The organism is Citrobacter sp. GW821-FHT07H02, assembly GCF_059418505.1.
This window is the reverse complement of record NZ_JBWKPZ010000022.1, coordinates 1-13,065: the sequence shown is the minus strand read 5'-3', so window position 1 is coordinate 13,065 and position 13,065 is coordinate 1. Positions and strand designations below refer to the sequence as shown.

13 protein-coding genes and 1 tRNA gene are annotated in these 13,065 nt (G+C 53.6%); 4 read left to right on the top strand and 10 right to left on the bottom strand.

The features are described 5' to 3' along the window. Positions 1–31: 31 nt before the first annotated feature. A complete protein-coding gene (ppiC, locus tag AC07NP_RS18645) occupies positions 32–313 on the top strand; it encodes a peptidylprolyl isomerase PpiC (RefSeq protein ID WP_015960967.1) in 282 nt (93 codons plus the stop codon). A gap of 86 nt (positions 314–399) precedes the next feature. Here the strand turns inward: ppiC and ilvC are convergent, their stop codons facing one another. Further along, positions 400–1,875, bottom strand: a complete 1,476-nt coding sequence (gene ilvC, locus AC07NP_RS18640) for a ketol-acid reductoisomerase (RefSeq protein ID WP_494661365.1) — start codon at positions 1,873–1,875, stop codon at positions 400–402. Positions 1,876–2,030: 155 nt separating this feature from the next. Between ilvC and ilvY the strand changes: the two genes are divergently transcribed. Further along, entirely contained in the window at positions 2,031–2,921 is an 891-nt protein-coding gene (gene ilvY, locus AC07NP_RS18635; protein ID WP_192613991.1) for an HTH-type transcriptional activator IlvY, read from the top strand. Between the two features lie 90 nt (positions 2,922–3,011). On the opposite strand, the gene ilvA is transcribed toward ilvY, so the two are convergent. The 7 genes from ilvA to ilvL form a co-directional block, all read right to left on the bottom strand. After that, a complete protein-coding gene (gene ilvA / locus AC07NP_RS18630) occupies positions 3,012–4,556 on the bottom strand; it encodes a threonine ammonia-lyase, biosynthetic (protein WP_494661401.1) in 1,545 nt (514 codons plus the stop codon). Between the two features lie 2 nt (positions 4,557–4,558). Next, complete coding sequence (ilvD, locus tag AC07NP_RS18625) at positions 4,559–6,409, bottom strand: dihydroxy-acid dehydratase (protein WP_490469179.1); 1,851 nt, start codon at positions 6,407–6,409, stop codon at positions 4,559–4,561. A gap of 60 nt (positions 6,410–6,469) precedes the next feature. Continuing rightward, the gene (locus tag AC07NP_RS18620; RefSeq protein ID WP_192613993.1) at positions 6,470–7,399 is read right to left on the bottom strand and encodes a branched-chain amino acid transaminase; all 930 of its coding nucleotides are present in this window, start codon (positions 7,397–7,399) and stop codon (positions 6,470–6,472) included. A 17-nt stretch (positions 7,400–7,416) separates the two neighbouring features. Continuing rightward, positions 7,417–7,680, bottom strand: a complete 264-nt coding sequence (ilvM, locus tag AC07NP_RS18615) for an acetolactate synthase 2 small subunit (protein ID WP_192613994.1) — start codon at positions 7,678–7,680, stop codon at positions 7,417–7,419. Next, on the bottom strand, positions 7,677–9,323 hold the full coding sequence (gene ilvG / locus AC07NP_RS18610) for an acetolactate synthase 2 catalytic subunit (protein ID WP_494661364.1): 1,647 nt from the start codon (positions 9,321–9,323) through the stop codon (positions 7,677–7,679). The genes ilvM and ilvG overlap by 4 nt, the downstream gene beginning before the upstream one ends. Before the next feature lie 2 nt (positions 9,324–9,325). Next, positions 9,326–9,376: a peptide IlvX gene (gene ilvX, locus AC07NP_RS18605; protein ID WP_203361354.1), complete on the bottom strand. Its 51-nt coding sequence runs from the start codon at positions 9,374–9,376 to the stop codon at positions 9,326–9,328. 86 nt (positions 9,377–9,462) lie between these two features. Then, positions 9,463–9,561: an ilv operon leader peptide gene (gene ilvL, locus AC07NP_RS18600; RefSeq protein WP_001311244.1), complete on the bottom strand. Its 99-nt coding sequence runs from the start codon at positions 9,559–9,561 to the stop codon at positions 9,463–9,465. 351 nt (positions 9,562–9,912) lie between these two features. Between ilvL and AC07NP_RS18595 the strand changes: the two genes are divergently transcribed. Beyond that, positions 9,913–11,433, top strand: coding sequence for a YifB family Mg chelatase-like AAA ATPase (locus AC07NP_RS18595; RefSeq protein WP_494661363.1), 1,521 nt, complete (start codon positions 9,913–9,915; stop codon positions 11,431–11,433). A 26-nt stretch (positions 11,434–11,459) separates the two neighbouring features. Here AC07NP_RS18595 and maoP read toward each other — a convergent pair whose 3' ends face one another. Then, positions 11,460–11,798, bottom strand: a complete 339-nt coding sequence (gene maoP / locus AC07NP_RS18590) for a macrodomain Ori organization protein MaoP (protein WP_162380306.1) — start codon at positions 11,796–11,798, stop codon at positions 11,460–11,462. A 118-nt stretch (positions 11,799–11,916) separates the two neighbouring features. On the opposite strand from maoP, the gene hdfR reads away from it, so the two are divergent. Then, a complete protein-coding gene (gene hdfR, locus AC07NP_RS18585; protein ID WP_494661362.1) occupies positions 11,917–12,750 on the top strand; it encodes an HTH-type transcriptional regulator HdfR in 834 nt (277 codons plus the stop codon). A 116-nt stretch (positions 12,751–12,866) separates the two neighbouring features. Here the strand turns inward: hdfR and AC07NP_RS18580 are convergent. Next, positions 12,867–12,942 (bottom strand) — tRNA-Trp (locus tag AC07NP_RS18580). Positions 12,943–13,065: the final 123 nt, after the last annotated feature.

The window sequence follows — 13,065 nt, the reverse complement described above, 5'->3', positions numbered from 1 at the left end:
AGCCTTATTGACCCCTTTGAAGGCGCATATCATGGCAAAAACAGCAGCAGCACTGCATATCCTTGTTAAAGAAGAGAAACTGGCTCTGGATCTTCTGGAACAAATTAAAAACGGTGCAGACTTCGAGAAACTGGCGAAGAAACACTCTACCTGCCCGTCAGGCAAAAAAGGCGGCCACTTAGGTGAATTCCGTCAGGGTCAGATGGTCCCGGCGTTCGATAAAGTGGTTTTCTCCTGCCCGGTGCTGGAGCCAACCGGCCCGCTGCACACCCAGTTCGGTTACCACATCATTAAGGTGCTGTACCGTAACTAACAAAAAGCCCGAGGTCTGAACCTTCGGGCTTTTTTTGTAGGCCGGATAAGGCGTTTACGCCGCCATCCGGCAATTCGTGCTATGCCTTATCCGGCAACAGCAATACGTTTCATATCAGTCATATAGCCACGCAGTTTCTGGCCCACTTTCTCGATCGCATGGTTGCGAATCGCTTCGTTCACATCACGCAACTGCGCGTTATCGACTGCACCTTCGGCAATGGCTTTGCCCAGGTCGCCCGGCTGAATTTCAGTCATGAACGATTTCAGCAACGGTACGCAAGCGTATGAGAACAGGTAGTTACCGTATTCAGCGGTATCAGAGATAACCACGTTCATTTCATACAGACGCTTACGGGCGATAGTGTTCGCAATCAGCGGCAGCTCGTGCAGGGATTCGTAGTAAGCAGACTCTTCGATGATGCCGGAATCCACCATGGTTTCGAACGCCAGCTCAACGCCCGCTTTCACCATCGCGATCATCAGCACACCTTTATCGAAGTACTCCTGCTCACCGATTTTGCCTTCAAACTGCGGTGCGGTTTCAAACGCGGTTTTGCCGGTCTCTTCACGCCAGGTCAGCAGTTTCTTATCGTCGTTAGCCCAGTCAGCCATCATGCCGGAGGAGAATTCGCCGGAGATGATGTCGTCCATGTGCTTCTGGAACAGCGGCGCCATGATCTCTTTCAGTTGTTCTGACAGCGCGTAAGCACGCAGTTTCGCCGGGTTGGACAGGCGGTCCATCATCAGAGTAATACCGCCCTGTTTCAGGGCTTCGGTGATGGTTTCCCAACCGAACTGAATCAGTTTTTCGGTATATGCCGGATCGGTGCCTTCTTCCACCAGCTTATCGAAGCACAGCAGAGAACCTGCCTGCAACATACCGCACAGAATGGTCTGTTCGCCCATCAGGTCAGATTTCACTTCTGCCACGAAGGAAGATTCCAGTACACCCGCACGGTGACCGCCAGTTGCTGCGGCCCAGGCTTTGGCAATCGCCATGCCTTCGCCTTTTGGATCGTTTTCCGGGTGAACGGCGATCAGGGTCGGTACGCCGAAACCACGTTTGTACTCTTCACGTACTTCGGTACCCGGGCACTTCGGCGCAACCATCACGACGGTAATGTCTTTACGAATCTGCTCGCCTACTTCAACGATGTTGAAACCGTGAGAGTAACCCAGCGCCGCGCCGTCTTTCATCAGCGGCTGTACGGAACGCACCACGTCGGAGTGCTGTTTGTCTGGCGTCAGGTTAACGACCAGGTCCGCCTGTGGGATCAGCTCTTCGTAAGTACCGCATTTGAAGCCGTTTTCGGTCGCTTTACGCCAGGAGGCGCGTTTCTCAGCAATCGCTTCTTTACGCAGGGCGTAAGAGATATCCAGACCGGAATCACGCATGTTCAGGCCCTGGTTCAAACCCTGAGCGCCGCAGCCAACGATGACCACTTTTTTACCCTGAAGGTAGCTCGCGCCATCGGCGAATTCGTCGCGACCCATAAAGCGACATTTGCCCAGCTGTGCCAGCTGCTGGCGCAGGTTCAGTGTGTTGAAGTAGTTAGCCATGGTGAACTCCGTGATGTTGTGTTGTCGTGCTTTATTGTTCGGTTCGCGTTTTGCGAGAATGGAACCACATTACAACAGGAAATTTATTGCGGAAATTGATATATTCACAACGTCACGTTGCAATTTCTGCAATATAAACGAGTGGAGTGCGATCTGTGGATTTACGCGATCTGAAAACCTTTCTGCATCTGGCGGAGAGCCGCCATTTTGGCCGCAGCGCGCGGGCGATGCACGTCAGCCCCTCGACGCTTTCCCGGCAGATTCAGCGCCTGGAAGAAGATCTCGGTCAGCCGCTGTTTGTGCGTGACAACCGCACCGTGACGCTGACCGAAGCAGGTGAAGAGTTACGCGTCTTTGCCCAGCAAACGTTGCTGCAGTATCAGCAACTGCGCCATACCATCGATCAGCAAGGGCCGTCGCTTTCTGGCGAATTGCATATCTTCTGCTCGGTGACCGCCGCCTACAGCCATCTGCCGCCGATTCTCGATCGCTTCCGCGCGGAACATCCGTCGGTGGAAATTAAGCTCACGACCGGTGATGCCGCCGATGCGATGGAAAAAGTGGTAACAGGCGAAGCGGATCTGGCGATTGCCGGCAAACCGGAAACGCTGCCCGGCGCGGTGGCCTTTTCGATGCTGGAAAATCTGGCGGTGGTGTTGATCGCACCCGCACTGCCCTGCCCGGTGCGTAATCAAGTTTCGGTAGATATCCCGGACTGGTCGACAATTCCATTTATCATGGCCGACCAGGGACCGGTACGCCGCCGTATTGAGCTGTGGTTCCGGCGCAACAAGATCAGCAATCCTTTGATTTACGCCACGGTGGGAGGCCATGAAGCGATGGTTTCGATGGTGGCGCTCGGCTGCGGTGTAGCGCTGCTGCCGGAAGTGGTGCTGGAAAACAGCCCGGAGCCGGTGCGCAACCGCGTGATGATTCTGGAGCGCAGCGATGAAAAAACACCGTTCGAACTTGGCGTCTGCGCACAAAAAAAGCGGCTGCATGAGCCGCTTATTGACGCGTTTTGGGCGATTTTGCCGAACCACTAGCTTTGTAGGCCCGATAAGCGTAGCGCCATTGGGCGGGATTTGCCGGATGGCGGCGCAAGCGCCTTATCCAGCCTACAAAAGCCATTGGTATTAACCCGCCAAAAAGAACCTGAACGCCGGGTTTTGCGTCTCATCGTGGCAGTCGTAGCCCAGCTCATTGAGCCGGGTTTCGAAATCCGGTTCATGATCGCCCAACTCGAACGCCGCCAGTACACGTCCGTAGTCGGTGCCATGGCTGCGGTAGTGGAACAACGAGATGTTCCAGTGTGTGCCCAGTGTGTTGAGGAAGCGCAGCAACGCCCCCGGTGATTCCGGAAATTCGAAACTGTAGAGGCGTTCCTTGAGCGGTTTCGATGGGCGTCCGCCGACCATATAGCGTACGTGCAGCTTCGCCATTTCATCATCGGAGAGATCGACCACGCTGTAACCGCCGTCCTTGAGCAGTTGCAGAATTTCTTTACGCTCTTCCAAACCTCGGCTCAGACGCACGCCCACGAAAATGCAGGCATCTTTAGCATCGGCAAAGCGGTAGTTGAACTCGGTGACCGAACGCCCGCCGAGTAGCTGGCAGAACTTCAGGAAGCTGCCCTTCTCTTCCGGGATAGTGACCGCCAGCAGGGCTTCTCGTTGCTCGCCCAGCTCGCAGCGTTCGGACACGTAGCGCAGGCCATGGAAGTTAACGTTAGCGCCGGAAAGGACATGGGCCAGCCGTTCGCCACGGATATTGTGCTGAGCGATGTACTTTTTCATCCCCGCCAGCGCCAGCGCGCCTGACGGTTCCGCCACCGCACGCACATCTTCGAACAGATCTTTCATCGCCGCACAGATAGCATCGCTGTCGACAGTGATGATGTCGTCGAGATACTCCTGGCACAGACGGAAGGTTTCATCGCCAATGCGTTTGACCGCCACGCCCTCAGCAAATAAACCTACGCGCGGCAGATCCACCGGATGACCAGCTTCCAGCGCCGCCTTCAGGCAGGCGGAGTCTTCCGCTTCTACGGCAATAACTTTAATTTGCGGCATCAGTTGCTTGATCAGCACCGCCACGCCCGCCGCCAGTCCGCCGCCGCCGACCGGCACAAACACGCGGTCCAGGTGGGCGTCTTGTTGCAGCAGTTCCAGCGCCAGCGTGCCCTGGCCAGCAATCACCATCGGATGATCGAACGGCGGCACCCAGGTGAAGCCTTGCTGCTGCGACAACTCAATCGCTTTGGCTTTCGCCTCATCAAAATTGGCGCCGTGCAGCAACACTTCGCCGCCGAAACCGCGCACCGCATCGACTTTGATGTCGGCGGTGGCGGTTGGCATGACAATCAGCGCTTTTACACCTAAACGCGCGGAGGAAAACGCCACGCCTTGCGCGTGGTTACCCGCGGAAGCAGTGATCACACCCTGCGCTTTCTGTTCTTCCGTCAACCCCGCCATCATGGCGTAAGCCCCACGCAGCTTGAAGCTGTGCACCGGCTGGCGGTCTTCGCGTTTCACCAGGATCACGTTATCAAGGCGCGACGAAAGTTTTTCCATTTTTTGCAGCGGCGTGACCTGCGCTGCTTCGTAGACCGGTGCGCGTAGCACCGCTCTGAGATATTCGGCACCCTCAGGGGTGCCAGACAGGGGTTGCGAGTCAGCCATCATTAGCCCCCCAGCTTCGATTTATCGCGCACCGCACCTTTGTCGGCGCTGGTCGCCAGGCTGGCATAGGCACGCAGGGCAAAGGAGACCTGACGTTCACGGTTCTTCGGCGTCCAGGCTTTATCGCCACGGGCTTCCTGCGCCTCACGACGAGCCGCAATTTCCTGCTCGCTCAGTTGCAGTTGGATGCCGCGATTCGGGATATCAATTTCGATCAGATCGCCGTCTTCAATGATCGCAATATTGCCGCCGCTCGCCGCTTCCGGAGAAACGTGGCCAATAGAAAGGCCGGAAGTGCCGCCAGAGAAACGACCGTCGGTCACCAGTGCACAAGCTTTGCCGAGGCCCATCGATTTCAGGAACGTGGTGGGGTAAAGCATCTCCTGCATCCCCGGACCACCTTTCGGGCCTTCGTAGCGGATGACAACCACATCGCCAGCGACCACTTTGCCACCGAGGATAGCGTCTACCGCATCATCCTGGCTTTCGTAGACTTTGGCCGGGCCAGTGAATTTGAGGATGCTGTCGTCGACGCCTGCGGTTTTGACGATACAGCCGTTTTCCGCGAAGTTTCCGTACAGCACGGCCAGGCCGCCGTCTTTGCTGTAAGCATGCTCCAGAGAGCGGATACAGCCATTCGCGCGGTCATCATCCAGCGTATCCCAGCGGCAATCCTGCGAGAATGCCTGGGTGGTGCGGATACCCGCAGGCCCTGCGCGGAACATGGTTTTCACGGCGTCGTCCTGCGTCACAACAACGTCGTATTGCTCAAGGGTTTGCGGCAGCGTCAGACCGAGCACGTTTTTCACGTCGCGGTTAAGCAGTTTGGCACGATCCAGTTCGCCCAGAATCCCCAGTACGCCGCCCGCGCGGTGCACGTCTTCCATATGGTATTTCTGCGTACTCGGCGCGACTTTACACAGCTGAGGGACTTTGCGGGAGAGCTTGTCGATATCACTCATGGTGAAGTCGATTTCCGCTTCCTGCGCCGCCGCCAGCAGATGCAGAACGGTGTTGGTGGAGCCGCCCATGGCGATGTCCAGGGTCATCGCGTTTTCGAACGCGGCTTTGTTGGCAATATTGCGCGGCAAGGCGCTTTCGTCGTCCTGCTCGTAGTAGCGTTTGGTCAGTTCAACGATGCGAGTACCGGCATTCAGGAACAGCTGTTTACGGTCGGCGTGGGTCGCCAGCAGCGAGCCGTTGCCTGGCTGAGACAGGCCCAGCGCTTCGGTCAGACAGTTCATTGAGTTGGCGGTGAACATGCCAGAACAGGAGCCGCAGGTCGGACACGCGGAGCGTTCTACCTGATCGCTCTGCTCGTCGGAGACTTTCGGGTCCGCCCCCTGAATCATCGCGTCAACCAGGTCGAGCTTGATGATTTGATCGGAGAGTTTGGTTTTCCCGGCTTCCATCGGGCCGCCGGAGACAAAGATCACCGGAATGTTCAGGCGCAGGGAGGCCATCAGCATCCCCGGGGTTATTTTGTCGCAGTTGGAGATGCAGACCATCGCGTCAGCGCAATGGGCGTTGACCATATACTCAACAGAGTCGGCGATCAGCTCGCGAGACGGCAGTGAATAAAGCATACCCCCGTGGCCCATGGCGATACCGTCGTCCACCGCAATGGTGTTGAACTCTTTGGCAACACCGCCTGCCGCTTCAATCTGTTCAGCAACCAGTTTACCGAGGTCGCGCAGGTGCACATGGCCCGGCACAAACTGGGTAAACGAGTTTACAACCGCAATAATCGGCTTGCCGAAATCGGCGTCGGTCATCCCGGTTGCGCGCCACAGTGCGCGGGCCCCCGCCATATTACGGCCATGGGTGGTGGTAGCGGAACGATACTTAGGCATGCTTTATTTACTCCCGTCTGACTATTTAGCGGGACGGTGCGTGCCGTCCCGAATTTATATTTATGGATTAACCTGATCCAACCAGCCCCATTTATCTTCCGTTTCACCGGTGAAGAGGCCAAAGAATGCTTGCTGGATGCGTTTGGTGACCGGGCCACAGCGACCTTCACCCACCTGGATGCCGTCTACACTGCGAACTGGCGTGATTTCTGCTGCGGTTCCGGACATGAACACTTCATCCGCCAGATACAGTGATTCACGGGACAGCACTTGCTCACGCACTTCGATATCCAGCTCTTTCGCCAGCTTGATGATCGCATCACGCGTAATGCCCGGCAGCGCGGATGAGGTGAACGGCGGGGTGAACAGAATGCCATCTTTCACTTCAAACAGGTTCTCGCCTGCGCCTTCGGAAATGTAGCCGTTCACATCCAGCGCAATCCCTTCCTGATAACCGTGGCGACGCGCTTCGCTACCCACCAGCAGAGAAGAAAGATAGTTACCGCCCGCTTTTGCCGCGGTCGGAATGGTGTTTGGCGCAACGCGGTTCCAGGAAGAAACCATCGCATCGATCCCCTGCTCCAGCGCTTCAGCGCCCAGATAGGCTCCCCACGGGAACGCGGCGATGATCACATCAGTGGTGTATCCCGCAGGTGGGTTAACGCCCATCCCCACATCGCCCACAAAGACCAGTGGGCGGATATACGCGCTGGTCAGATTGTTTTTGCGGATAACGGCGCGGCAGGCTTCCATTAACTCATCAACGCTCTGAGTCACCGGGAAACGATAAATTTTTGCTGAGTCGCGAAGGCGCTGCATGTGTTCGCGATGGCGGAACACCACAGGTCCTTTGTGAGAATCGTAGCAACGGATCCCTTCAAACACTGAAGTACCGTAGTGCAACGCGTGGGACATTACGTGAACTTTCGCATCTTCCCAACGAATCATCTCGCCATTGGACCAAATGTAATCAGCTTTTTTCGTCGTCATTTTTCTTCCTTTTGCGCTCAGGCGCGGATCTGTTGTGATGTGGTTGTGCTCTGGCAAATGGCAACATGTGCAACGTCTACCAGTTTACTTAACTGACTAAACAGTAAGTCGACCGACCGGGGGCTGGCAACGGTCAATTCGATATTTATATTCTGCGCATCGCTGGCTGTTTCCATATTCATAGCGCACACCTGAAAACCGCGATGACGTACCACACGTAAAACACGCTCTAACGTTTCCGGACTGAAACGCGCCGCCACATTAACCTGATGTTGCATCATGATAATTTCTCCAGCATTTCTGAGTTACTGGCACCGGGGGGCACCAGGGGCCAGACATTCTCAAGCTCGTCGATTGAGACATGAAGCAGGTAAGGCCCCTCACTGTTCAGCATGGTGTCGAGTGCCGCTTCAACCTGGTCTTTACGGGTGATGTGTTGGCCAGGAATGCCGAAGGCGCTGGCTAACATGAGGAAATCGGGATTATCGGTAAGGGTAGTTTCGCTATAGCGTTCCTGAAAAAACAGCTGCTGCCATTGTCGTACCATCCCTAAACGTTGATTATCGAGTAAGACGATTTTCAACGGTAACTGCTTGCGTTTTACGGTGCCCAGCTCCTGCACATTCATCATGAAGGAACCGTCACCGGAGATACAGATAACAGTGTCATCCGGTCGCGCCACTTGCGCGCCCACCGCCGCTGGCAGGCCGAAGCCCATCGTACCCAGGCCGCTGGAGGTGATAAAGTTTTCCGGACGGGTATAGGTCATATGCTGCGCCGACCACATCTGATGTTGCCCAACATCCGTCGTCACGACGCTGTCTGCCGGTTTACGATCTGACAACTGCTTTAACAACAGCGGGGCATAGATAGCCTCACCAGGGTGATCATAGCGCCAGCTATGCTCGGTGCGCAGTTGAGCGCAATGTTGACGCCAGTCCTCAATATTCAACGACTGCTGCAGAGCAGGCAGCAATGTATTCAGATCGCCCTGAAGGGCGACGTGCGCCTGACGAAGCTTGTTCATTTCGGCGGGATCGATATCCATGTGGATTACGCAGGCATTTGGCGCGAAGGTATTCAGCTTGCCAGTCACCCGGTCATCAAAACGTGCACCGACCGCCACCAGCAGATCGCATTCCTGCACCGCAAAGTTTGCCGCTTTCGTGCCATGCATCCCCAGCATGCCAAGATAATACGGATAGTCTGCATCGACAGCGCCAAGCCCTTTCAACGTGCAGGTGACTGGCATGCGAGTCGCGTCGAGAAATTCACGCAACGCGGGTACCGCCTGCGCCATCCCCACACCGCCCCCGACGTACAGCATCGGTTTTTGCGCTTGCGCTATCATTCGACACGCCTGCTCAACATCAGCGTGCGGGAACGTAACATCATTTTTCACAGTGGAGAAATAGGGCTCAAGACTACCGCTGGCCAGCTGGATATCTTTAGGGATATCAACCAGAACGGGTCCTGGTCGTCCAGAATTCGCGATCCTGAAGGCGTCGGCCATGATGCGGGGTAACTCTTCTAGCGACGGCACCAGGAAGCTGTGTTTGGTACAGGCCAGGGACAGCCCTAACACGTCCACTTCCTGAAATGCATCAGTGCCAATGAAGGGCGCAGAAACCTGGCCAGTGATGGCGACAACGGGAACGGAATCTAACAGCGCATCAGCCAGACCGGTGATCAGATTGGTCGCCCCTGGTCCGGAGGTTGCGATACAGACGCCGGTTTTACCGGTCGAACGCGCATACCCGATGGCTGCCATAACAGCCCCTTGCTCGTGTCGGCACAACAGGTGTTCCACGCCGCCGTCATACAACGCATCGTAAACCGGCATAATTGCGCCACCGGGATAACCAAAAACGGTTTTAACACCCTGTGCTCGCAAAGCATGTACTACCCATTGCGCCCCATTCATAGTTACTTCCCCGCCATAAATTTAGAGAAACAGAATTTTATGCTGTTATTCATTTTCTGCTCCTCGGTTATGTTTTTAAGGTCAAAAAAAACCCCCGGACCTTTCGGTGCGGGGGTCTTAGTTCGTTAAGGCTTGATTTCTAAGCCTTTCCTCGTCCAAGTGCAGCCCCGCACGGTGGGATAATAATCACCACCACGCTAATCACGACCAGGCTAATCACTCGTAGAAGGGCTGTCATTTTCGTATATTCTTGCATCTTGTTCGAAGGAATACCTAAAGAGTTACCATAGATATCGCAAATAACACAAGATATTTTTATTCTCTTTTTTCTGACGCAGCTAACGGTTTAGTAAAAACATATTGTTTTATATAAGAAAAACAAAAAGTGAAAATATTTCATATTATTTCCCACAGAACGGCCACTTCCCCTCCAGAATCTCGCGTATTTTCCCTTTTGCGAGCAGCATTCCGCTCATCGGCCTTCCGTTTCAAGGTTGCATAAAAACTCATGAATCAGCCGCTAAAAGTCGTTATTTAGATAAACATTGTTATCATTATCTTCGACATAATGACTGTATCAGGAGGAGTTATGTCACTTTCGATTGTTCACACTCGCGCCGCCCTTGGCGTTAATGCCCCCCCTATAACTATCGAGGTCCATATCAGCAATGGCCTTCCTGGTTTAACCATGGTGGGATTACCTGAAACCACAGTAAAAGAGGCTCGAGATAGGGTGCGCAGCGCCATTATCAATAGTGGGTATGAATTTCCGGCGAAGAAAATCACGATCAACCTCGCCCCTGCCGATCTCCCCAAAGAGGGAGGGAGATATGATTTACCGATCGCTGTTGCGCTTCTGACCGCATCAGAGCAGCTTACAACGCATAGGCTTAGCGAATATGAATTAGTAGGTGAACTGGCGCTTACAGGGGCATTACGCGGCGTTCCCGGTGCGATTTCGAGCGCAACAGAAGCGATTCGTGCTGGCAGGAGGATTATTGTCGCCAGTGACAATGCAGCTGAAGTCGGTTTAATCAGTGGCGAGGGGTGCCTGATAGCCGATCATTTACAATCCGTATGCGCATTTCTGGAAGGTAAGCATGAGCTTGAAAGGCCTGTAACAGGAGATCTGGCTTCCGGCACATCGTCGGATGACCTCAGTGATGTCATCGGCCAGGAACAAGGAAAGCGAGGACTGGAAATTACTGCAGCGGGTGGTCATAACTTGCTGCTGATAGGACCTCCCGGGACAGGAAAAACGATGCTTGCCAGTCGCTTAAATGGGCTGCTTCCGCCACTCAGCAACGAAGAAGCACTGGAAAGCGCAGCGATTCTCAGTCTGGTCAATTCCGACACCGTACAAAAGCGCTGGAAGCAGCGCCCATTCCGCTCACCTCACCACAGTGCATCATTGGCCGCCATGGTCGGTGGTGGCTCAATACCCGCCCCAGGAGAAATCTCGCTGGCGCACAATGGCATTCTGTTTCTTGATGAACTGCCAGAATTTGAACGACGTACGCTGGACGCGTTGCGGGAACCCATTGAGTCCGGGAAAATTCATCTTTCCCGCACGCGAGCTAAAATTACCTATCCAGCACGTTTCCAGTTGATTGCCGCCATGAATCCCAGTCCCACAGGCCACTATCAGGGAAACCATAATCGCTGTACGCCTGAGCAGACACTGCGCTATCTCAACCGTCTATCCGGTCCTTTTCTCGATCGCTTTGATCTTTCACTCGAGATCCCACTCCCACCACCTGGCATTCTTAGCCGGTCGATAGCCAAAGGAGAAGATAGTTTTACGGTTAAACAACGTGTTATCGCTGCCCAGGAACGTCAGTACACACGACAGGGAAAATTAAACGCGCAAATGAATACTCAGGAAATTCGGAAGCACTGCAATTTGCACAGTGATGATGCACACTGGCTTGAGGAAACGCTGCTGCAGTTGGGGTTATCTGTACGCGCCTGGCAACGACTGCTGAAAGTTGCACGTACCATTGCCGATATAGAGCACTCAGACAGTATTAAACGACAGCACTTACAAGAAGCTGTCGGCTATCGGGCGATAGACAGACTGCTCATTCATCTGCAGAAACTGCTGGCATAAAAAAAGGGCAAGATGCCCTTTTTTTATTAATCGTCAGATTCGGTGTAATCTTCAGCGCCTTCCATCTGCGGCTTACCACCAGACAGCGTGTGAAAACGCTTGGGACGCTTGATACGCGTCATGTATTTAGACCAAACGCGTTCAGCCTCTGTAACAGGTTCACGTTCGCCACGGCATACCGCGACAAACAGTTTTTCTTCTTCAGTGACTGGCTCACGTTTACCCAGATCCAGCTCATTAAAGGCATAACCATAACGTTCAAGCAGTTGTGCCTCTTTGATGGTGAAATCACCATGACGAGAGAATCCGCGAGGATAATACTTATTGTCGAAATATCGATTAGTCGTCGTAAAGCTTTCCGCCATCCTGCACGCTCCTAATTCTTTGGCCGAGCTATTTATGGCGCGGAGTATTAGTTACGCTTGACAGAGTGTAAAACAAAAGATTTAAATCATAACGACAAATAATTTTGTGGAGTGAATTGTGGATACGGAATTGTTGAAAACTTTCCTGGAAGTGAGTCGGACACGCCACTTTGGTCGTGCAGCTGAAGCACTCTATCTGACTCAATCAGCAGTAAGTTTTCGTATTAGACAACTGGAAAATCAGCTTGGCGTGAACCTGTTCACTCGCCACAGAAACAATATCCGTTTAACTGCGGCCGGAGAGAAGCTTCTGCCTTATGCAGAAACACTGATGAACACGTGGCAGGCCGCACGCAAAGAGGTCGCACATACGTCACGGCATAATGAATTTTCTATCGGTGCCAGCGCCTCTCTTTGGGAGTGCATGCTAAATGACTGGCTGGGGCGGCTGTACCAGTCTCAGGATCCACAAGCCAGTCTGCAATTTGAGGCCAGAATCGCTCAGAGACAGTCGTTAGTTAAGCAACTCCATGAGCGCCAACTGGATCTTCTGATTACCACTGAAGCGCCCAAAATGGACGAATTTAGTAGCCAGCTTCTCGGCCACTTCACATTAGCGCTTTACAGCACCGCTCCATCACGAACAAAAGACGAGTTGAATTACTTACGTCTTGAGTGGGGCCCAGACTTTCAACAAAATGAAACAGGATTGATTGCGAGTGATGAAGTCCCCGTACTCACAACCAGTTCAGCAGAACTCGCACGGCAACAACTTTCTCCCCTCAACGGCTGCAGTTGGCTACCGGTGATCTGGGCTAAAGAGAAAGGTGGACTCCACACGGTTACCGATAGCTCAACGCTTTCACGACCGTTATATGCAATATGGTTACAAAATAGCGATAAAAATGCGTTAATTCGCGATCTTCTAAAAACAAACGTACTGGAAGATTAAGGTAGTTGGATCTGGCAAGGATGCCGGGTGAAATACAATGACAGGTAATGCGGATACTACTTCCAGGCAAGTTTCAGGCAAAAAAAATCCTTAGCAAAAATGCTAAGGATTATTTCTGGCAGGGGCGGAGAGACTCGAACTCGCGACACCCGGTTTTGGAGACCGGTGCTCTACCAACTGAGCTACGCCCCTAAATTTTCTTATCATTAAGCCTGCTAAGATAGCAGGCTTAATTTTCTAATAAGTGGCGGAACGGACGGGACTCGAACCCGCGACCCCCTGCGTGACAGGCAGGTATTCTAACCAACTGAACTA

What these genes read in the sequence shown, in the direction of transcription:
- ilvA (WP_494661401.1), bottom strand. Translation starts at nt 4,556, where the DNA reads ATGGCTGACTCGCAACCCCTGTCTGGCACCCCTGAGGGTGCCGAATAT.
- AC07NP_RS18595 (WP_494661363.1), top strand. Translation starts at nt 9,913, where the DNA reads ATGTCACTTTCGATTGTTCACACTCGCGCCGCCCTTGGCGTTAATGCC.
- ilvC (WP_494661365.1), bottom strand. Translation starts at nt 1,875, where the DNA reads ATGGCTAACTACTTCAACACACTGAACCTGCGCCAGCAGCTGGCACAG.
- ilvM (WP_192613994.1), bottom strand. Translation starts at nt 7,680, where the DNA reads ATGATGCAACATCAGGTTAATGTGGCGGCGCGTTTCAGTCCGGAAACG.
- ppiC (WP_015960967.1), top strand. Translation starts at nt 32, where the DNA reads ATGGCAAAAACAGCAGCAGCACTGCATATCCTTGTTAAAGAAGAGAAA.
- maoP (WP_162380306.1), bottom strand. Translation starts at nt 11,798, where the DNA reads ATGGCGGAAAGCTTTACGACGACTAATCGATATTTCGACAATAAGTAT.
- ilvL (WP_001311244.1), bottom strand. Translation starts at nt 9,561, where the DNA reads ATGACAGCCCTTCTACGAGTGATTAGCCTGGTCGTGATTAGCGTGGTG.
- ilvG (WP_494661364.1), bottom strand. Translation starts at nt 9,323, where the DNA reads ATGAATGGGGCGCAATGGGTAGTACATGCTTTGCGAGCACAGGGTGTT.
- ilvD (WP_490469179.1), bottom strand. Translation starts at nt 6,409, where the DNA reads ATGCCTAAGTATCGTTCCGCTACCACCACCCATGGCCGTAATATGGCG.
- AC07NP_RS18620 (WP_192613993.1), bottom strand. Translation starts at nt 7,399, where the DNA reads ATGACGACGAAAAAAGCTGATTACATTTGGTCCAATGGCGAGATGATT.